Below are 19,636 nucleotides of genomic sequence, written 5' to 3'. Positions count from 1 at the left end.
AACACTCCATGCAATTCGATCCGGAAAACAACATTGTCAGGCTTTGCGGCGGTGGGATGCTGCTAGAAGGCGAAGGAAAATCTGCCGAGGCCGCCGAACGGTTTCAACAGGCATGGCGAGAGGCCACAACCGTCACTGAAAAGTTTATCGCTGCGCACTATGTTGCCCGGCATCAGCCCACGGTAGCAGATAAATTGAAATGGGATGAAACAGCCTTAAGCCAGGCCCTCCAGATCGACAGCGAGGAAGTTAGATCCGTATATCCCTCTCTCTACTTGAATATTGCCAAGTGTTATGAGGATATGAACGATCTTGAGCAGGCACGCGAAAATTATCAGCTGGCTTCTCATTATGCTGCTTTCTTACCGGATGACGGTTACGGCAATATGATCAGGACCGGCATCAATAAAGGAATAGAACGCGTACAACAGTAAGCGCAAATTACTCCGTTGGATAGTTCCCCGTCAGAATAGCCCTGACCTTCGGCTCGATCACCTGTAACATTCTATCAAAGCCCAGATCGTTGGGATGTGTGCCATCGACCGTGCCTTCGTGATCGTGCCCGAGAAGATCGTCTCCATTGATCAGATAAAGTTTCTCCATCCCCTCTTGCACCAATTTGGCGTGCATTCTCCGGAAATTATTGTTTTGATCCCATACCCTCTTTTGGATCTTCTGATCGAAGTTGCCACCTTCACGCACTACACTTTCGATCATCAGAATGGGCACACCAGGATGTTTTACACGGATCTGCTTCACAAAATTTTCCGTGCGATCGAGGATCTCCTGCGGTGATGGATTGGCAGCACAGTCAAGGATGAAAAGGTCTGCCCCCGCATCGGCCACCATGCGGCCAACACTTTCTTCCATCTTACCACTGCCGCTGAAACCCAGGTTCACAATCTCATATCCCAGGCGGCGGGAGAGCTGCGCGGGGTACGCCATACCCGGTCTTGACGCCGATGCACCTTGTGTGATGCTAGATCCGTAGATCACGATCTTACCTTTCCATTCTATTGTTAATGGGCGTACATAACTCCCCTTTTCAACACCCACCGCCAGTTCCAGCAACTCATCATACGTAGGCAGAAAGAGCAGGCATTCTTTTTTGCCATCCGCCATATTGCCAACGATCTTGTGTGTGGTAACGGTATCGCCGGGCACACCTGCTCCCGCAAAAACCCATTGACCATCGCGCTTTATGTACAGGTCCAGTCCACGGCTGGCGATCATTGTCATGTTCTTATACGACCTGCCATGTTTTATGCGCCATCGCCCATAGATCTCCTTGCTGTCGGTCTTAAACGCGATGGCCAGTCCTGCCGGGTAAGTTGCCAAGACCTTCACGTGTTTTGGCATGTCGTTATAACGCGCGGTATCAACACGGTGAAAATGCGGACCGGATACAGCGGATCTGCCGTACAACGTCAGCGCCTTTGCATCGGTGTATTGAACATCCTGCGCCGATCCTGCGTAATAGACAAAAAACAAAAAAACGATCGTTAGACTTATTTTCATGGTTGTTATTTTAATAAGTATGGAAATAGTAGGCAGTAGGCAATCATGATAGCTGAAGCTATCATGCAGTAGGCAAAGGATGGGTGGTGCGAATCAAGGCCGTATTATGATTTGCTGGTTGAGCACACGGCCCGATGAATGTTAGGTGCACCTTTGCCTACTGCTCCGATCGCCTGCGATCGGAAATTGCCTACTGCCTACTATTTCAATGAACGGCAACTATATTCGCCACCGGCCGCTCGCCTTCATGATCGAACTTCTTATTATCACAGGGCATGTTTACAACACCCTGATCCGCCAGCCACATCGTTGTGGAGCCGCCGCCATCCAGGTTGATGGCCTCCTTGCACCCCAGGGAGATCATCAGGTCTGTAAGCTCGTTCAGGTTCATGCCATCGGCCTGCTCGAACCTGCCGTCTACGGTCACCAGGATCATTTTATTTTTGGAGATCAAACCCAGGCACGTTCTCGGATGGCGTTTCGTTACAAAGGGTTCATCCTTCAGGGCAACCCTTGCGCCGTCGTCTATCAGCAGGTGCCCCGTGATGAGCACGTCGTCATACTTCCTGTTGGCTGTATAAGCCTTGTAATTGCCTCTTTTTTCAATGACGATCTGCCCTTTTGTGGTGATGATCAGCGCACCTGAATAACGGGAGTGCGACAACCATTTCAGCGTGTCCTTGTCCGGCACAGCGCCATCTACTTTGATGTACGACTCGGAACCGCCGTTTTTCATATCAAAGAATCCACCGTTGACGGAAGCCAGCGCTTTTGCTGCCTGCGACATTTCACTCGTGATCCTGTTCTTATCCTTATCATAGACCAGCGTCACTGATCTTTTCCGGGTGTCTATTTCAAGGATGTTGATATTTTGTGCTGCATTCAGCAAGGCCGTTGTGTGGGCATGCTTCCACGTAATGCCCTTGGCCACTTCTTCCGTTTTCCATTCCACTTTTTCAAATCCTGGCAGCTGACCAAAAACTGCCGTCTGTGACAATACAACACAAACAATGAGCCATGCCTTTCGCATCGTTCTTTTCTTCATAACACTTTATTTTTTATAAATTTTCCTTATCCGGTGGTTCGTGAGATCCGGCACATAAATGATCCCGTTGTGGATGGCAATATCCGTGGGCGAATTAAATTTAGCCAGGATCCCTGCGCCGTCCAAAAATCCGGTAGTGCTTCCGGCAATGGTGGTTACTGTACCACCTTCGATCATCCGGATCTTGTTGTTGTTCAGGTCGGCGATAACGACGGCGCCGTCTTCTCCCACCTCGATGCCGTATGGGTTATTGAACTGTGCTTCAGCCGCAATGCCATCACGTGTTCCGGTGGTGCCGGCTCCGGCCACGGTGGTGACCTGCCCCGAAGTTATGTCGATCTTCCGGATCCGGTGGTTCAGCCTGTCCGCTATGTAGACATTGCCGTCGGGGCCTACCGTTAGCCCTGACGGGTTCCGGAACAACGCCGTTGCGAGGTCGCCATCTTTAAATCCGGCTGTACCGCCTGCCAGGGTGCTCACTACGCCCTCAGGTGAGATCTTCCTGATCCGGTGATTGTTGTTGTCCGCCACATACAACACGCCGTTGCCATCTACGGCGACGTCGAGGGGCTGATTGAACTTTGCCTGGGCTCCGGCACCATCGGCAAACCCTGCGGTGCCTGCGCCTGCCACGGTGCTCACCAGTCCGTTGCTGATATCGATCTTGCGGATGGCGTGATTGTCTCTGTCAGCGATGAAGATATTTCCGTTCTTGTCAACGCACGACTTCCACGGAAAAGCAAGCGTGGCCACCGATACATCGCCATTCGAGAACCCGCTCGTTCCATTGCCAAGGATCGTTGTCACCACGCCATCATCCGTGACTTTCCGGATGCTGTTATTTGCCCTATCCGTTACGATAATGTCTCCGCCAGGCGTGATCGCCACACCTTCTGGGTTTCTGAAAAGCGCCGACGGCCCTGTGCCATCCTGCAACCCGGCGTTGCTGCTTCCCGCCAGCGTAACCACCGCGTAGTCCGTAAGCTCCAGGTACGTGAACGCAGGTACGGCGCCCTGTGCTTCCTGACCTCCTACCCGCACATGCACCATGGCCTGGCCCACACCTGACGGAACCACTACCTGCAACTCATTACTGTTGGCTTCGATCACCACCGCCTGCAGGTCATTGAACATTACTTCATTGTTCTCTCTGATGCCGCTGAAATTGCGTCCCTGAATTCTGATCACCTCCTTTGGCTGACCCTGCACGGGTGAAACAGACATCACAAACGGTGACCTGTTTCTGGCGGGTGAATCGTCGTCAGAGGAGCACGCGCAAAAGGCAGCGCAAAAAAATGTTATGATGATATATTGAATAGATTTCATGATGTACAAATTTTGTCGCCCTTAATTTTTATTGACCAATATGGCCCAGCCATTTCCAACGGGCCTGGGGGTTCCGTCCGACGGCTTGTTTCTCACATGCCACACATCGGCAACGGAATGCAGCGTAACGAAGGTAGAGGAGCCGCCGCCGTCAAGGTTGGTGGCGTCTTTAGCCCCCAATGCCATGAACACTTCAGAGACCTCGGCAAGAGACATACCGTTGGAGTATTCAAATCTTCTTCCGTCGATCACCACAAAATACACCACATTGTCTGCGGTGAATCCCACGGCAGTTCTCGGTTCCGGATCCACCAGTGACGCTTCGGCGGGAATGGGGGTCTGCAGGTAATCTTTCACCAGGATGTTGCTGGCACCCAGCGCCTCGAACAATGTACTTTTCGCTGCAGGGTAATCATTGGAGTGTACGATCATTGGCTTTCCCTGATCGTTTAAACCAAATATCGACCTTCCGGCCATCGGGGTGTCTTTGATGATCGCCCCGTCGAGGTGCACAACACCTCTTGGCAAACCCGAGGCCATATCAAAAAAATCGGCATTGAACCCGGCCACCACTTTTTTGCCGGGCACATCAACCCATTTCATCATCTCGGGTATGGACTGCATCCCGAAACTTGTGGCCCCGTAAGGAGTCATCGGCGAAAGCTGCACACCCTCCGCATTCAGATCGACCTTCAGCACAAACATGTGCATGCCAAGGCCCTTCATCGAGAGGTAATGAATGTCCGTCTCCTCAACACCAGGCGCCACCACAAAGGTTGTATCCCAGAATACGGTGCTCACCAGGTCTGAATTATCCATCAACGCACGGGTTACGGGTGCATAGTCGCGTTTCGCAATGCCAGGTTCGTCTTCCCCGCAGCCCGCCGCACACAGCAGCGCAGCGAACGCAAGAATTGAATAACAACGTTTTATATAATTGTTCATGATTGATCTCTTTATTCCGATAGATTAATAGTCGTCATTTTGCTTCAGCTTCTTATTGAGCAGCAGCTCTGTTTCCGGAAGGGGCATCAATACTTCGCGGTCCTGGATGCCAAGCACCGCCTTCGCCTTGCCGGTCCTCACAAGGTCTACCCACCGGAATCCTTCGGCGAACAATTCCCGCCTTCTTTCTTCCAGGATGAGGTTGAGGTACTGATCATCCGAGCCTGCGCTCACGGCGCCAAGCCCTCTTGCCGCCCGCAGCTCGTTAAGCCTGCCAATTCCTGCAAGGCCCTGCCCCTCTGCGCTGATGAGATACAACTCCGCCAGCCTGCTCACGTTGATGGGATCCGTTCCCTTTTGTCCGCTGGGATATTTGTTCACCACGTTCAGGCCACTGTATGTATCGACCGATATGGCAGCCCTCAGGTCGCCCGACTCGAACATCGTCATGGCGCCGGGGTTGGGTTTGTAAACATAAGAGCCACTTTGCGGGTGAGCGTAAGTGTAAAAGAGTGTAGACATGTTGATGCTGGACTCCGACGTTTGATTTTTAAAGCCGAAGATCAGCTCGGTGTTGGCAGCGCCGCGGAAGATCTTGTCAAAGCGATCGAGCCTGAAAGTTGGCAAAGCGATCAGTTGCTCGGCCAGCGCAGCAGCTTCACTGTTTTTGCCTTGTGTGAGCTTGGCACGTGCCATCAACGCCTGTGCGGCTTCGCGGGAAACGAAATAAAAATCCCCTCCTATTTCGGTGAAGGCCGGGGCATTGTTCATGGCAATGGTCAGGTCTTCTTCTACAAGCTGCCACACCTCTGCAGCCGAACTTCTGGGCAGTTTCTCCAGGGTATTTTCTCTCAGCAAGGGCACACCACCAAACTTGGTCACCAGGTTGTAATAGAGGTAAGCCCTGAAATAATGTGCCACACCCTTTATTTGCAGCCTTCTTGGAGTCTCCGACATCCGGTTAAGGCTGGTGATCAGCGTATTCACCTGGTAAAGCGCTTTGAAATAGCCGTTCCAGGTAGCGCTGATGTAGCCGTGCTCGGGCCTCAGCAGGTTGCTGATGAAAATGTTGGTACCGGCACCGTTGGTAGCACTGGCCGAGTTCAGGTCTCCGCCGAGCAGATCGGGAAATATATAAGACTCCCTGCCCGGATTGTTTTGAACAGAAGCGTAAACCCCGATGAGGAAAGATTCAACATCATCCTCCGTGAGCTCCGAATCCGCAGACACGGCAGACCTGGGGTAAAGGTCCAACTGATCGCTGCACGACGTCACTGCCACCAGCGCGATCAATAAATATGTTTTAAGAAGTAATTTCATAGATATGAGATGTGAGATTTGAGATATGAGACACGGGACATGAGATTTGATTAAAATCCTGCATTGATACCAAAACTGATCGTCCTCGGCTGCGGAAGGTTCATGTTGTCATCAGACATAAAACGCGCATCGTAATCTTTGGAGACCTCCGGATCGATACCGGAATAACGCGTGAGCAGGGCCAGGTTATCGCCCTGAACGTATACCCGCAACCTTGCCATGTGCAGCTTGTCCAGGACCGGTTTTGGAAGTGAATAACCCAACGTCACCGACCTCAGTCGAACAAAAGACGCGTCTTCCAGAAAACGTGAAGAGTTCTGAAGGTTGTAACTGTTCCCATAGATCGCTCTCGGCACCTCGTTGCTGGTACCAGGGCCTGTCCACCGGTTCAGGGCTTCCTCCCGCCGGATACCTTGCTTGCCGGAGCCTAACCTATCCGTTGTAATTCTCCAGGTGGCGTAGATCTCCGCTCCCTGCGCATACGTGACGAAAGCGCTCAGGTCGAAACTCCTGTAGCGGAATGTATTGGACCATCCACCATAGAAATCAGGGTTGGAGCTTCCTACGATCTGCCGGTCGTCAACCGTGATGGTTCCGCTGTCATCCACATCTTCATAACGCACATCGCCCGCTCTTACACCTTGTGCGTACAGCGGTGCAGGAACCTCTTCATCAGACTGATAGATCCCCAGCATCTTGTACATATAGAAGCTTCCCACCTCCTTACCTACCTGCAGGGTCCTGTTCGCGCCAATGAGCAGCGGCTCGTCACCCAGCAGTGCCGTGAGCTTGTTGCGGATGAATGAAATGTTGAAATCAGACGTCCACGTTACCGGGCCGATGCTGTGACCGAAGTTCACCATCAATTCCAATCCACTGTTTCGCATCGAGCCGATGTTGCTCGTCACACTTGAAAAACCGCTGGTAGAATGGATGGGCATGCTGTAAAGCAGGTTCTTTGTATTCTTCACAAAATAGTCGGTGGTGATATTGAGCTTACCCTCCAGCATCGCAAGGTCCATCCCTACGTCAAACTGTTCGGCGGTTTCCCATGTCAGATCCGGATTGCCAAACGTAGTGATAGACAATCCGCTCTTGTTGTTGTAGTTTGTTCCACCGCTCATGAGCGCCTGTGACGCGTAGCTGCCGATACCATCCTGGTTGCCGGTAGAGCCGTAACTTCCCCGCAGCTTCAGGTCGGTGCTGTTCAGGGGCCAGAAAGATTCATTGGAGATATTCCATCCCACGGAAGCCGACGGAAACGAACCGTATCTTTTTTCGGGCGAGAATTTCGAAGAGCCATCGGCACGGATCGAAAGGGACAACAGGTACTTATCGGACCAGTTCAAATTGGCGCGGCTATAATAAGATTCCAGGGCATACTGACCGTAGCCGGTGGAAGCACTGGCGATCTGGCTTGCCACGCTGATCACATCAAAAGAAGGAGAAGGAAACCCGCGGCCGTCGATGTACGATGTGCTGGTGTTCACTTTCTGGAACGAATGCCCCACGAGCGCGCTGACCGACAGGTTGCCGAAAGTTTTATCGAAATGAAGTGTGTTCTCGATCAGCCCGTTGGTGATCATCCTTCTGTCGTCGAGGATCTGGCCCTGGCCTGCGCCGTACGGGTGCTTTTCGTTGTAGTACGTGAAGTCTTCCGTGTAAATAACATCGACACCTAAAGAATTTTTAAGATGCAGGTACGGCGTAAACCTGACATCGCCAATGAAGTTGCCCAAATACCGGAAGTTGTCGAGCTGGTTGTCCTGCTCATTCAGGATCTGAAGGTTGTTGTGATATACCAGCTCTTCCGTGCCGCCGGTGTAGTACTCACCGTTTGGTTTGTAAGGGCGATCATAAGGGCGCTGGCCAACACTTCTCAGCATGATGGCCGAACCGATCGTTCCATTGGGGATCCGTTCATTCCTCGTGAAGCTGAAAGTGGAGTTCGTGCCCAGTTCCAGCCATGACGTTGGCGCGTGCTGTACATTCACTTTGGCATTGTACTTCCTGAACCGGTTGGTCAGCACAACACCTTCCTGGTCGAGGTAGCCCGCAGACAGGTAAAGTTTTGTTTTGTCGGTGCCGTTGGAGAATGAAACATTCACGTTTTGCGTGACCGCGTTCCTCGTTACCTGGTTCAGCCAGTCGTTATCCGGCAATCCGGGATAAGGGTTGACCTGGTAATCGACAAAGTTCGCCGCCCCGGGCTGGAAACCATTCTGACTATTATAGTTATAAATGGCCTCATTCATTACCTCGAGGTAAAGATCCGAATCAGCCATTTTCAGCTTGTTGGTGTAAGGCAGATACTGAACGCCAAAGTTTGCCGTCACGTCCAGGCGTGAGATACCTTTCTTACCTGTCTTGGTGGTGATGATCACAACACCATTGGTTGCGCGCGAACCGTAGATCGCCGCGGCAGCCGCATCTTTCAATACTTCAATGGACTCAATATCATTGGGGTTCAATTGCGCGAGCGGGTTCATGCCCTCTCCCATATCAAACATGGCAGCGTTGTGATTGGCCAGCGGAATACCATCCACCACATAGAGCGGTTCGTTCTGACCACTGAGTGAGCCAATGCCGCGAATGCTCACGCGTACATTGCTGCCGGGAGTACCTGCACCGGCGCCCACATACACGCCAGGCATCCTTCCCTGCATCACCTGGTCAGGGCCCAGCACAGGCCGTGCGTTTTCGTTCGTAGGTTTAAAGCTTGCGATGGCCGCGGTCACCTCTTTCCGCTCCTGTTGTCCATAGCCGATCACCACCACTTCGCCCAGGCCCAAAATGTCTGGCTCCAGCGCTACATTGATGGTGGTGCTGGTGCCAACCGTAACTTCCTTCTGCCGGTAGCCGATGAAAGAGATCACCAGCACACTGCCCTCGGGCGCTGAAAGCGTAAAGCTCCCGTTGGCATCGGTAACAGTTCCAATAGAGGTATCCTTCACTTGCACGGTGGCACCGGGCATGGGCTCGCCTTTCTCATCGAGCACCTGGCCCGTGATCCGGATGTCGCCGCGCGATTCCTGTGGCACCTCCACAGAAGTTTGCCGGCTCCGCGCCCTGATCACCGAGATGTTGTTGTTGACCTGGCGAAACTCCAGGTTACTCTTCCGCGAAATTTCGTTCAGTACCTGTTCAACCGATATTTCATCATGGTCGAACGAATAGCGATCGTCGCCCAGTGTGCTTTTCCTGTAAGTGAAAGCAAAGGGAGTCTGCGACTCGATCACCCCGAAGACCTTTACCAGCTCCACGTTGCGCACGTGAATACCGATCTTCGTCTCCTTCAGCGACTGACTGGAGGAAGTGTTGGCGAGCAACAGCTGCATGGCAGCAACCTGCAGCATAAAGACATAAAGTGTCTGCTTTGATGCGAACATCAACGTTTTTAGTAAATTTGAATGCATTTAGTGTAAAATCTTAGTTATTAAGGTTTTCGAAGCCCAAACCTGTTGGCGCAGGGGCGGGCTTTCTTTTTTGGAGGGATCAGTGTCCCCGATGTTGTCAGGTTATCAGCATTTCTTCATAGGCATGGTGGTTTAGTGACATGATTCTCCATCTATAATTACTTTGTTGCCTTCCCCGATGCGGTACTCGATGCCCATCAGGAAGCGTATGTTCTCAAGAATATTCTCCAGCTTGTCGTTCCTGAATTTTCCGTCGATCGTGCAGGTTTCCAGGGCCGGATTTTTGAAGACAAATTCGGCATCATACCGCCGGCTCAATATATCCGTGGCCTCCTTCAATGAAACACCTTCCAGCAGAATGGTACCACCTTGCCACGCCAGGTATTTCTCCAGCTTCACCTGCATCTTTGCTATGCTGGCAGATTGCTTGTTGTAGAGTCCCTGCTCACCGGGAACGAGAAGTTGGCTTTCTGTCTGCTGATGTTGATCACCTGCGGTTTCGATTTTTACTTTTCCCGTGGCCACGGTGACAGCGATCGTCTGATCTTCGGGGTAGTCGCGGATGTTGAAGCTTGTGCCGAGAACGGTGGTGATGAGATCGCCTGAACGGATGGCAAAAGGTTTTGCTTCGTCGCGCGCTACTTCGAAAAATGCTTCGCCCTTCAGTTGAACATTTCGCGTTTCCAGCGCTGTGAATTCCTCAGGATAAGTGATGGAGCTTTCGGCGTTAAGCCAGATGCGGGAGCCATCGGGCAGGGTCACGGTTTTCTGCTCGCCCCGGTGTGTAATTATGGTCAGATACTGTATTTCTTTCGAAGCAAACCGTGCGAGGTAAAGCCCGAGGCCAACGGCAAGCACAACGGCGATGGAAGCTGCTACCCGCCAGATCCGTGCAAAACGGGCGCGGCGCTGTTGACGCACATCTTCATCGATGGCGCGGTTGAGCGATTCGAACACCTCTAAGCGGATGCGTTCCTTTTCTGTGAACGTCCACTTCTGTTGCGACTGCGCGAGCTGATGGCGGTAAAAATCGTCCAGCAGCTTTTGTTCAGCTTCTGTGGCGGTGCCATCGAGGTTTTTTTCCAGTATAGCGAGAAACTCCGCTTTGGTCATATGATCCTTTTACACATAAGAGTAAAAAGGACCGGGTCACACGGGGTCGAACAGCGGATTTAATATTGATGTAAACCCGGCAACATATAATTAACTTACAAAAACGGGGAAATGGTCAATACCACCCATGTGGCCAGGTGGTTCATGGACTGACGCAAATGCTGCAGGGCACTGGAGATGTGCCATTCAACCGTGCGCTGCGATAAGCTCAGCTTTTGCGCGATCTCTTTATTAGAGAGCTCCTGGAAACGACTCAGGTAGAACACTTCGCGTGATTTCTGTGGCAGTTTTTCCAATGTTTCTTTCACCTGATCTTCCAGGTCGGCCAGGTGCAGGTGCGCCTCTGAGGAATGGGGCGAAGGCAATGCGGAAAGGCATTCTTCGTGCGATGCAGTGAGCTTTCCATTGCGAAGGGCACGCGTTACTTCATATCTGACCGCGGTGTGGAGGTACGCAGAAACGGACCTGATCTCCAGCGCCTCTCTGTTTCGCCAGATGGCAAAGAAGATATCCTGGAGGATGTCTTTAGCCTGGTCTTCGTCTCCCAGGATGCCATAACCGAAACGGTAAAGCTCCTCCCAGTAGCGAAGGTACAGCGCATTGAAGGCAACACGATTGCCTTTTTTGATCTGCTCGATGAGATGTAAATCCTGTTCCACGTTCTGACTGCAAGTTAAATGGGCTCCCGAACCTGGCAGGGCAGGTTTTGTTAACAAATTATTAAAAACCTGCGAAAGAACATCGCACCGGAAATAAAAAAAGTCCCTGCATGGAGGGACTTTTTACTGAAAGCGATACTTGTTTAGAAGTCAGTACTGGTAGCGAGCGCCCTGACTTCGGCCATGTCTTTGGCAACGGCTGCGATCTTCTGGTCGACAAAGCCATAGGCGTCGCTTCCAAGAAAGAGATGGGTCAATGCTTTTCCAGCCTCGGCTACCTGAATAATCGCGTCAATTGCTTTTTCAGGATCGCCCGGTTGATTACCATTGATGCCATGCTGGTGAAGAGACAGTACCTCCCGCACAGATCTATAATCTGCAATTTCATGCTTCGGTACCTGGAGCGAATCGTTTTGCAGAAAGTTTGTGCGGAAGTATCCGGGAGACACGATCGTGACGCGGATGTTAAACGGTTTTACCTCTTCGGCGAGCGATTCGGAAAAACCATGAACAGCAAACTTTGTAGCGCAGTAGATGCCGAAGCCGGGGAACGAGCCGATAAAGCCTGCAACGGAGGCGATGTTGAAAATATGGCCTGACTGCTGCCTGCGCATGTGGGGCAACACCCGCCGGATCACGTTCAATGAGCCGAATACATTGACATCAAAGTTGGCGCGCGCCTCTGCGTCGGAAAGCTCTTCCAGCGAGCCAGCCAATCCATAACCAGCGTTGTTTGCAATAACATCGATGGAGCCAAATTGCCCGACCGTTTCATCGATCGCGTTACCGACACTGTCTTCGTCAACGAGATCGACAGCAAGCGGTAAGAAGCTGGAGGTACTCTCTCCTACAGCCTTCTTCAGCTCTTTCAGGTTTCGTGAAGTTGCAGCAACATTATAACCTGCTGCCAGCAACTTCTTCACCATTACCAATCCCAAGCCTTTGGATGCGCCTGTAACAAACCATGTTTTTTTCATATGTGACATTTTGTTTTTGATTTATTCAACAAAATTATCACCCGTTACAGGCTCCACATTGTTACATTGAAACCAATACTTGTCCGATTCAAACAGTGTTGCGAAAATGCAATTTTGTAATGATGTGGATGAACTCGATCAGATAAGTTTTCTGAAGATGGCTGGAGAAAATATACGTCGAGCGTTTTTCGCTATCAAGTTTGCGCAATACTTCTACGATAGCCCTGTCGTCCTTTGCGCTCAGCTGATAACTAACTTTCTTCCGGGAAAAGACCCCGAGGGCATTTACATGGCGCACCGTGGTGGCGGGCAGAAAATCGGCAGAAAATGAATACACGAGCCGACGCCTGTTTGGTTCGATGTGTGGGTGATATCGAACTGACCGTTATTCCGGCTTAAGGTGAGCATGGCCGTTACTTCCTGTATGCGGAAGGTGTGACCTGCGCATGTTTTTTGAAGAAATGATTGAAGTGAGCAGGATCTTCAAAACCCAACGCGTAACTGATCTCGGCAATATTCCAGTTGGTATGTTTCAACAGTATCTTCGCTTCACTGGCCAGCCGGTTAAAAATATGATCGCTGGTGGTGCGGCCAGTGGTAATACGAACTGCGCGGTTAAGGTGGTTCACGTGAACAGAAAGCTGTGCAGCAAAGTCACTTGCCGAACGAAGCGTGAAACGTTGCGTGGGCGATTCGATGGGAAATTGTCTTTCGAGAAGCTCTGTAAAGATCGCGGTGATCCGAGTGTTGGCCGGAGTGTGCTGATACAATGTTTCGGTCGGCTGGATCTTCAGGGCATAGTGTGCGATCTCCATGGTGTAATTTCTCAGCAGATCGTACTTGTAAACATAGTCTGATTTGATCTCTCCGAGCATCTTCTCGAATACACCGCTCACGTATTTGTCCTGGGTTTTATTGAGAAAGTAACCTGGCATGTTAGCGGGTTGAAACATTGGTAAGTCGCCGATACTTCCCGGAAGGTGCCGCGTGAAGAAGCCTTCTTTAAAAATGATAAAATATCCCGTCGGGTCACCGGAGAGCTGTTCAAATGTATAGGGGACCTGGGGATTGAAAAAAATGAGCGATGTACCGGATACCTCCACACTTTTTTCGGCATAGTGGTACACATGGCGGCCGCGTATGAGCGTGACCTTGTAATAATCACGCCTGCTATAGGCCACCGGCTGGGCGTTAGGACCAACACAATCTTCAATACGAAAAACATTGAAATGACCGATCTCCTGCCTCAGGTTCTCGGGCATCCAGTTGAACTTCTGCTGATAGAATTCCTCGATTGTTTCCGTCTTCTTTATCTTCGCCATGAATTGCTTGTTTATCAACGCTCGCTATCGATATATCCTTAAAAAAGCCCTCCGCTTCAGATCCGGTATCTTTATTCAAAGTTACTAAATCAAAACCGGCGCCGCTTGACAGATTCAAACCAATACTTGCGAAATTCAAACAATTGATTGCGGTACGCCACGGTTAAATGCAAAACGCAAAGACCGCCAAGGAAGCGCAAAGACCGCGGAGAAAATGTATGTGATACTTCCTTTGGCCTGCACAGATCTGCTTGAATCGCTTATCTGATATTACTGGAGAACGCAAAGGTTTCGCTAACGCTCGTTCAAGGAGTGTGCAAGAAAAAGCTCTGCGGCCCTCTGCGTCTTCTCAGCGTTCTCCGCGGTTAAAAATTCTTCGCGGTCTTTGTGTGAACCTGCATTTAAGGCTCGATGCTCATCGTCAATAAGGGCACAACCTTCACATAACCGTTCGCATCCTTTCTGAACTTATACGTATAGTTGTAATGCGTTTCGAGCTTGCTTTCGTTGGGCAATCCGTTGATGAGGCAGATGTTCCGCTCTTCGGCAAAGGCGATCAGTTCCTTCAGGTACGAAGCCGAGATCTGCCCTACTTCGTCGATGATACAATGTACGCTAAAGTTGCGCGCCGTCTTCTCGGTGGATTCTTTAATGAACACATTGAGCAGGGTAATGTAGATAACGGCTTTCACCAGCATATCGGTGCCGGTAGAGCCCACCTTGTCAATTTTTTCGATCCATCCCGTATCGTTACGGCCTTCCTTGATCCTGAAACGCAGCTCGAACAGATCCTGTACGCGGATCTCCTCATAGTGCTCTTCGCTGATGGTCTTCTGCAGATCGCTCAGTAATTCCACAGAACGTTTGTCGATCTCGCTTTTTGCTTTGTTGCCCTGGCTGAACAGGTTGGTTTCGCCATACAGGAACGGGTTCTGCTCGCGAAACTCCGTTATCCGCTGAAGCTTGCGAAGCACCTTATTCTCACTGTCTTCCGACTTCAGCTTGATGTACTCGATCAGTCTTGAGCCTTCGAACGACGCTTTACTGAAATCAGATTCCATTTTGCTGATCATCTTATTGATCCTGCCTTTATGCTCGGTAAGCGCTTTCATCTTGCTGGCTATGGCATCGATCAGCATACCATGGCTCTTGGCAACCTCTGCAATGGAGATCTGGATCTTGTTTTCGTTGTGAAAGTCTTCCAGGTAGGCCGCAAAGCGTTCATATTCCAGGTCTCCTGCGGCCGGGTTGACTTTGAAATTAAGGTGATTATCAGGGCGGAACCTTCCTGCATACTCGGCGATGTTGCTTCTGAACTTATCAAACTGGGTATGGAACTCCGTATCGTTCGCCAGCAGCTGCGAGCACAATCCCACGATACCGGCATCCGCATATTCGGCAGGCGCTTCTTCGATGAGGTAACGAAGGCGGTCGTACAACGCGCGGTCTCTGAAGTGATTGTCGAAGTGATTGAGGCCCTCGGTGTATTTCCGCAGCGATTCGCTCAGGTCACGCACTTCTTCCTGCAGCTGCTTGCGTCGCTTTTCATAAGCTTCCCGCTCCTGTTCAAAGTGCCGGTCAGACTGTTTGATCCGCTCCTCCAGCTTTTCACGATCACGTTTAAATTCGTCGATGCGATCGAACAGCTCGCGTTTATCTTTGCGGTAATCATTGATCAGCTCCCCGTTCTTCTCCAGGTTCTCGAGCGCCTTGCGGATGGAATCGATATTAGCCTTCAGCTTTTTGATGCGGGTGTCATCGATGCCTTTTTTCTTGAGCACAGCGGATTTTTCCTTCTGAAGCTTGCCTTTACGGTCTTCAAATTCCTCGAGCTTTTCGTCGCGCTGCTCTTTGATCTTCTCGGCTTCCTTGTCGAAGGTACGCTTCAGCTTCACATACCGGTCATTGTAATCCTGCTGAACACGTTTGATATTCTCCGCCAGGGCGCTGCCCAGCTCTTCCAGCTGCTGCTGCAGGGTTGCGATCTCTTTCTTTAACGTATCGTGGTGGGTATAAACCTCCACCAGCTCTTGCTCACGCTGCTCCTCTCCTTTTCGTTTCCACTCGTGGAAGTCGAGGTCGTATTGTTTCTCCTTCGTAGCATCCTGCGCCGCCTCATAGTCGAGCTGCGCGATCTCATTTTTCAGTTGTGCTGTCTTCTTTCCAATGCCGGCGAGCTTACTTTGCTCTTCATGCGCCTGGGCTTCGCGGAACTCCAGGAAGGCCTGGTTCAATGCCGCGATCTGTTCCCTGGTGGCGCTTCGCTCCTGCTCATACTCTTCGAGCGTTTTGGAATATACTTTTACCTGCGACAGGTCGAGCTGAATACCATACAACGCATCCACTCCTTTCTTCAGCAATTTGGGATTGAGGTCCTTATTGAACAGGATCTCTTCATTACACACCTTGCCAATGGTCTCATACCAATCGGGGTAGTTATCCTGCAGGTACCCGAAGAATGCATGCTGATGCACTGAAAGCTTTTCGTCAATAACCTTTATTTTTTCTTCCAGTACGGCTGCTTCCTGTTTGTTCTTTTCAATGTATTGCTCGGACGTGATCCTGTTTCGCTCCCGGATGTGCTCGCCTTCCTTGCGTAGCGAGTCCACGTTGTTATGCTTCACTGACAATGCGGAAGCGCGTTCTATTTTCCGTTTCGCGAGGTCTTCAAGGTGCCCCTTCAGCAACGATATTTCGTGGTCAAAATACCGCCGTTGCTGGATCTCCTTCTCACGGTAGCTTGCGTCCTTACGCTCGAGCTCCTTTTGTGTTTTCAATTCCCGGACACGGTCTGCCTCGGCCGCATGTCTTTCCTTCAGCGCGGTTTCTTCTTTGCGATGCGATTCTATCAGGTCGTTCTTGTCGTCGTTGAATTTTTTATCGAGCTGCAGGCCGGTTTTGTTCAGCACGTGTTCGAACTCCTTCTTTTCATTCTCCAGCGCGTCGAATAAAGTCTTGAACTGTTGTTCTATGTCACTGAATCCGGCTGTCAGTGTTGCATACTCATGTTCACGGGCCTGGAGCTCCAGCAGCAGTTGTGGCTTCTCGGCAGCTTCGCGCAGCAGGTCTGCGATATTCCTGTCTTCGTACTCCTTTTGTTTTTTATCCGCTTCCTTCAGCTTCGATTTCAGCGCCCCGATCTCCTGGATCACTTCCTTGTTCTCGTCACGGTGCACCAGCTCCCGTTCCCTGAAGTCGTTCTCAACCTTGGCCAGGTGCTCTTTGCGCTCATGAACTTGCGTACCGATGGTATCTTTTTGCAATTCGGCATACTTCAACGCTCCGCCCAGTTCTTTGGCCAGGGCTCGTTGTTTTACCTTCAGCTGCTGGATGTGTGAAAAGTTGTCGCGGATAAGGTCGCCCCGTTGTGTATTCTCCTTCCGGAAGAAGGTCTCAATGTCGTGATAACGCTCCGTGAACTGCCTGAGCTGCCGCTCGATGGTTTTCAGCTCGATGGTGGTATGCTTCGAGCTGATGGAGTTGGCGATACATTCCTTCACAAACTCGGCCCTGATCACCGACTCCGAGCTCAGGAATATCGAAGTGATGGCCAGCGGGATATTGTGGTAGTTGGCATTGCCTTTCATCAGCGCGAACTTCTTGTACTTCTTGTCCGGATCGGCGCCGTAGATGATGTTACGGTATCGTTCGAACGTTTCGATCTGGTCGCTGTAGTTCACCCGGTGCTCGTTGAACTTTGTGAGCACTGCCTTGGGAAGCAATGCCTCCTTATCAGTGATGTAATGTTCCTGTACAAACTCGTTTTCAACAAACCTGTAGAAGAGCTTGTTGTTACGGTATACCATCACATGAAACCGCTCGTCTCCCGCCGCGATCTCGTAAATGATATAGGAATTCGGGTATTGAAAATAATAATCCTCGAACGTCTTTTGCGATGACGCTATTCCTAATCCGCGGGTATTGGCGCTGTAAAAAAACAAAATGGCACGCTGCAGGGTCGTTTTACCCATGTTGTTCGTACCCACAAAGCAGGTATTGCCCGCTATTTCAACACTGCTGTAGTCGGTATTGGCTATATTGATAAAAATGATCCGGTTAAGGATTCTTCTGTTCTCCATCTTGTTCAATTGTTATCAATGAAATCACGGCTTCCAGGTAGTGAATGGCATCCATTACTTTAAACGTGTCCTCATCCTCCTGTTCAAAAAATCCAGCCTGCGCCAGGTCGCCCGCGATCTCTGCTACCTTATCAACCATCTTCTCCTTCCGCGAAAGCGCAAAAACTTTCTGCTTTAACCGTTCGTTCGAAAAACATTCTTCTGCGATCTGGGTAACACGGTATCGCGTTCCCACGGTGGGCTTCGTATCCATCGACGAAAAGAAATCCATCACATCGATATAGTATGAAAATGCTTCCAGCTTCTTTTCCAGGATGAGGTTGGGCTCATCGGATTGACTGAAGTACACGTAGTTGTGTCCACGCTCCAACGTGTATCCTGTATGACGGAAATACTCTTTCAACAGTTCGTAGTTGCCCTCATGATCAATGATATCATAGAGCTTTCCCCTGCTTCCGTTCGAACTGATAAAGTTGCCCCTGCTCAGGATGCTGAAGATCTCCGGTGTCTGTTTCGGTAAATTCATTCCTTCATTTGTTTTTTATTGGGGATAATGATCGCATATCCGAGGCGCAGCCGCTGTTTCTTTTCATTAATATATTCCATTCTGCCGGTCTTGCCCGAGATCACCAGGTTATGGTCGTAATCTATCGAGATGCCTACATACAGGGATATTCTCTTCTCCAGGGTCAGCTCGCCCACTTTTTCCGGGAACTTGTAATCCAGCACGAAGCGGAACAGGTCTGTATCGCTGTGCATGAATTTTTTCACAAGCCCTTCAATGTTGAGGCTTGCCGACTCTTCGAGGTTATTGAGATCGAATCCTTCGGCCATTTTTCCCGCCGGTTTGCGCACGGTGTTGCGCAGCATATTGATCTTGGCGGCAACTTTCTGAACAATGGCGTAACCCTGGTCTGTGTGCAGGAAGTCGAGGGACAACTTCGATTTGAGGGGATTCCGCTTCTGGAACATCAGGGCTTTCGTCTCTGCCACTACCTCGACGAAATTTGTTTTATACTTCAGCTCTTCGTAGTCTTTCAGCTCCTTCAGCCGCTGGATCTTTTTATAGATCTCGGCCTGGTATTGGATCCTGTTAATGTAGTCGATGATCTGTGCCTGGATCTCATTGAGGTAGTCACGGTTGCGCACCAGGATGTACCGCAGGTCGATCACGATCGAGTTCAGCTCCGCGTCAATGATCGTATTGAAGAATCCCTGCGCCTCTGACACAATCTGCTCCGATTCTTTGATCAGGTTGATAATATCATCGCGCTTGCGTTTGTATTTATCCAGCTCCTCCAGCTTGATGAGGTAGTTATCCTGGTTCTTATAGGTTTCGTCAATGTTCTTGTGCAGCTTCATCACCTCGCGTGATGTGGTGGAGCTGATCTTCTTCAACGAACGTTTGATGTTGCGCAGAAACCTGGGGTTGTTGTCGATGCGGTAATATTTCAGGTTCTCATTCAGCGACTGGATATTGTCGTTGATAAAGCTGGTTGTTACCTCGCCGATCTCCAGGAACTCTTCAATAAAAGTGACGATCCTGTCGTCGAGCCCGATGACGTTGTTGTTCTCATGGATGATCTCATACGCCACCAGCTTCTCCAGCTTTTCATCAGACATGTCATCCCTGGCCAGTATTTCTGACTTGTTCACGGAGTCCTTGCTGCCGAACAGCAATTCAACCAAGTCGCGGCTCTGGTAGAGCAGGTTCAGGAGATCGCGTATTGTCAGGGGATGCTTCAGAAAGTCGAGCTGTTAAACCTCAAAAATACCAACAAATTGCAATCAATTTGCCAGGCAGGCGTGATATAGCGTGTCGAAATTCAGATCTAAAGAAAAGCTTCTTATAACTTATATAAATTATTGGTAACTAGATGGTTATCTATAAATAAATCTATGTTCACGCGAAGACC

Annotated in this window: 15 protein-coding genes; 1 reads left to right on the top strand and 14 read right to left on the bottom strand. The window is 50.4% G+C overall.

The features are described from left to right. Positions 1 to 8: 8 nt before the first annotated feature. Positions 9 to 434: an rRNA adenine methyltransferase gene (locus KK083_RS00920; RefSeq protein WP_254159251.1), complete on the top strand. Its 426-nt coding sequence runs from the start codon at positions 9 to 11 to the stop codon at positions 432 to 434. A gap of 7 nt (positions 435 to 441) precedes the next feature. On the opposite strand, the gene KK083_RS00915 is transcribed toward KK083_RS00920, so the two are convergent. The 14 genes from KK083_RS00915 to KK083_RS00850 all read right to left on the bottom strand — a co-directional run bounded on the left by KK083_RS00915 (position 442) and on the right by KK083_RS00850 (position 19,409). Continuing rightward, positions 442 to 1,518, bottom strand: a complete 1,077-nt coding sequence (locus KK083_RS00915; RefSeq protein WP_254159242.1) for an SGNH/GDSL hydrolase family protein — start codon at positions 1,516 to 1,518, stop codon at positions 442 to 444. Positions 1,519 to 1,723: 205 nt separating this feature from the next. Then, positions 1,724 to 2,563 carry a phosphodiester glycosidase family protein gene (locus KK083_RS00910; protein ID WP_254159229.1) on the bottom strand — a complete coding sequence of 280 codons (840 nt, stop codon included), beginning with the start codon at positions 2,561 to 2,563 and terminating at the stop codon, positions 1,724 to 1,726. Between the two features lie 6 nt (positions 2,564 to 2,569). Further along, positions 2,570 to 3,889, bottom strand: a complete 1,320-nt coding sequence (locus KK083_RS00905) for an IPT/TIG domain-containing protein (RefSeq protein ID WP_254159227.1) — start codon at positions 3,887 to 3,889, stop codon at positions 2,570 to 2,572. 21 nt (positions 3,890 to 3,910) lie between these two features. Continuing rightward, positions 3,911 to 4,834 (bottom strand): phosphodiester glycosidase family protein, encoded by a 924-nt coding sequence (locus KK083_RS00900; RefSeq protein WP_254159211.1) that lies wholly within the window; start codon positions 4,832 to 4,834, stop codon positions 3,911 to 3,913. 24 nt (positions 4,835 to 4,858) lie between these two features. Then, positions 4,859 to 6,154, bottom strand: coding sequence for a RagB/SusD family nutrient uptake outer membrane protein (locus tag KK083_RS00895; protein ID WP_254159209.1), 1,296 nt, complete (start codon positions 6,152 to 6,154; stop codon positions 4,859 to 4,861). A gap of 50 nt (positions 6,155 to 6,204) precedes the next feature. Further along, positions 6,205 to 9,543: a SusC/RagA family TonB-linked outer membrane protein gene (locus KK083_RS00890; RefSeq protein ID WP_254159207.1), complete on the bottom strand. Its 3,339-nt coding sequence runs from the start codon at positions 9,541 to 9,543 to the stop codon at positions 6,205 to 6,207. 159 nt (positions 9,544 to 9,702) lie between these two features. Beyond that, entirely contained in the window at positions 9,703 to 10,683 is a 981-nt protein-coding gene (locus KK083_RS00885; RefSeq protein WP_254159198.1) for a FecR family protein, read from the bottom strand. A gap of 95 nt (positions 10,684 to 10,778) precedes the next feature. Next, positions 10,779 to 11,342, bottom strand: coding sequence for an RNA polymerase sigma factor (locus tag KK083_RS00880; protein ID WP_254159196.1), 564 nt, complete (start codon positions 11,340 to 11,342; stop codon positions 10,779 to 10,781). 143 nt (positions 11,343 to 11,485) lie between these two features. Continuing rightward, a complete protein-coding gene (locus KK083_RS00875) occupies positions 11,486 to 12,319 on the bottom strand; it encodes an SDR family oxidoreductase (RefSeq protein WP_254159188.1) in 834 nt (277 codons plus the stop codon). Between the two features lie 88 nt (positions 12,320 to 12,407). Next, positions 12,408 to 12,656 (bottom strand): hypothetical protein, encoded by a 249-nt coding sequence (locus KK083_RS00870; protein WP_254159186.1) that lies wholly within the window; start codon positions 12,654 to 12,656, stop codon positions 12,408 to 12,410. 76 nt (positions 12,657 to 12,732) lie between these two features. Next, positions 12,733 to 13,632 (bottom strand): helix-turn-helix domain-containing protein, encoded by a 900-nt coding sequence (locus tag KK083_RS00865; protein ID WP_254160010.1) that lies wholly within the window; start codon positions 13,630 to 13,632, stop codon positions 12,733 to 12,735. A gap of 410 nt (positions 13,633 to 14,042) precedes the next feature. After that, positions 14,043 to 17,720, bottom strand: a complete 3,678-nt coding sequence (locus tag KK083_RS00860; RefSeq protein ID WP_254159183.1) for an ATP-binding protein — start codon at positions 17,718 to 17,720, stop codon at positions 14,043 to 14,045. Then, positions 17,698 to 18,246 carry a condensin complex protein MksE gene (locus KK083_RS00855; RefSeq protein WP_254159174.1) on the bottom strand — a complete coding sequence of 183 codons (549 nt, stop codon included), beginning with the start codon at positions 18,244 to 18,246 and terminating at the stop codon, positions 17,698 to 17,700. Before KK083_RS00855 ends, KK083_RS00860 begins: the two co-directional genes overlap by 23 nt. Next, positions 18,243 to 19,409 (bottom strand): hypothetical protein, encoded by a 1,167-nt coding sequence (locus KK083_RS00850; RefSeq protein WP_254159165.1) that lies wholly within the window; start codon positions 19,407 to 19,409, stop codon positions 18,243 to 18,245. The genes KK083_RS00855 and KK083_RS00850 overlap by 4 nt, the downstream gene beginning before the upstream one ends. Positions 19,410 to 19,636: the final 227 nt, after the last annotated feature.

Origin of the sequence: Chryseosolibacter histidinae, from assembly GCF_018598225.1 — a bacterium.
Taxonomy (GTDB): domain Bacteria; phylum Bacteroidota; class Bacteroidia; order Cytophagales; family Cyclobacteriaceae; genus Chryseosolibacter; species Chryseosolibacter histidini.
This window is presented reverse-complemented; position numbering and strand designations above follow the sequence as displayed.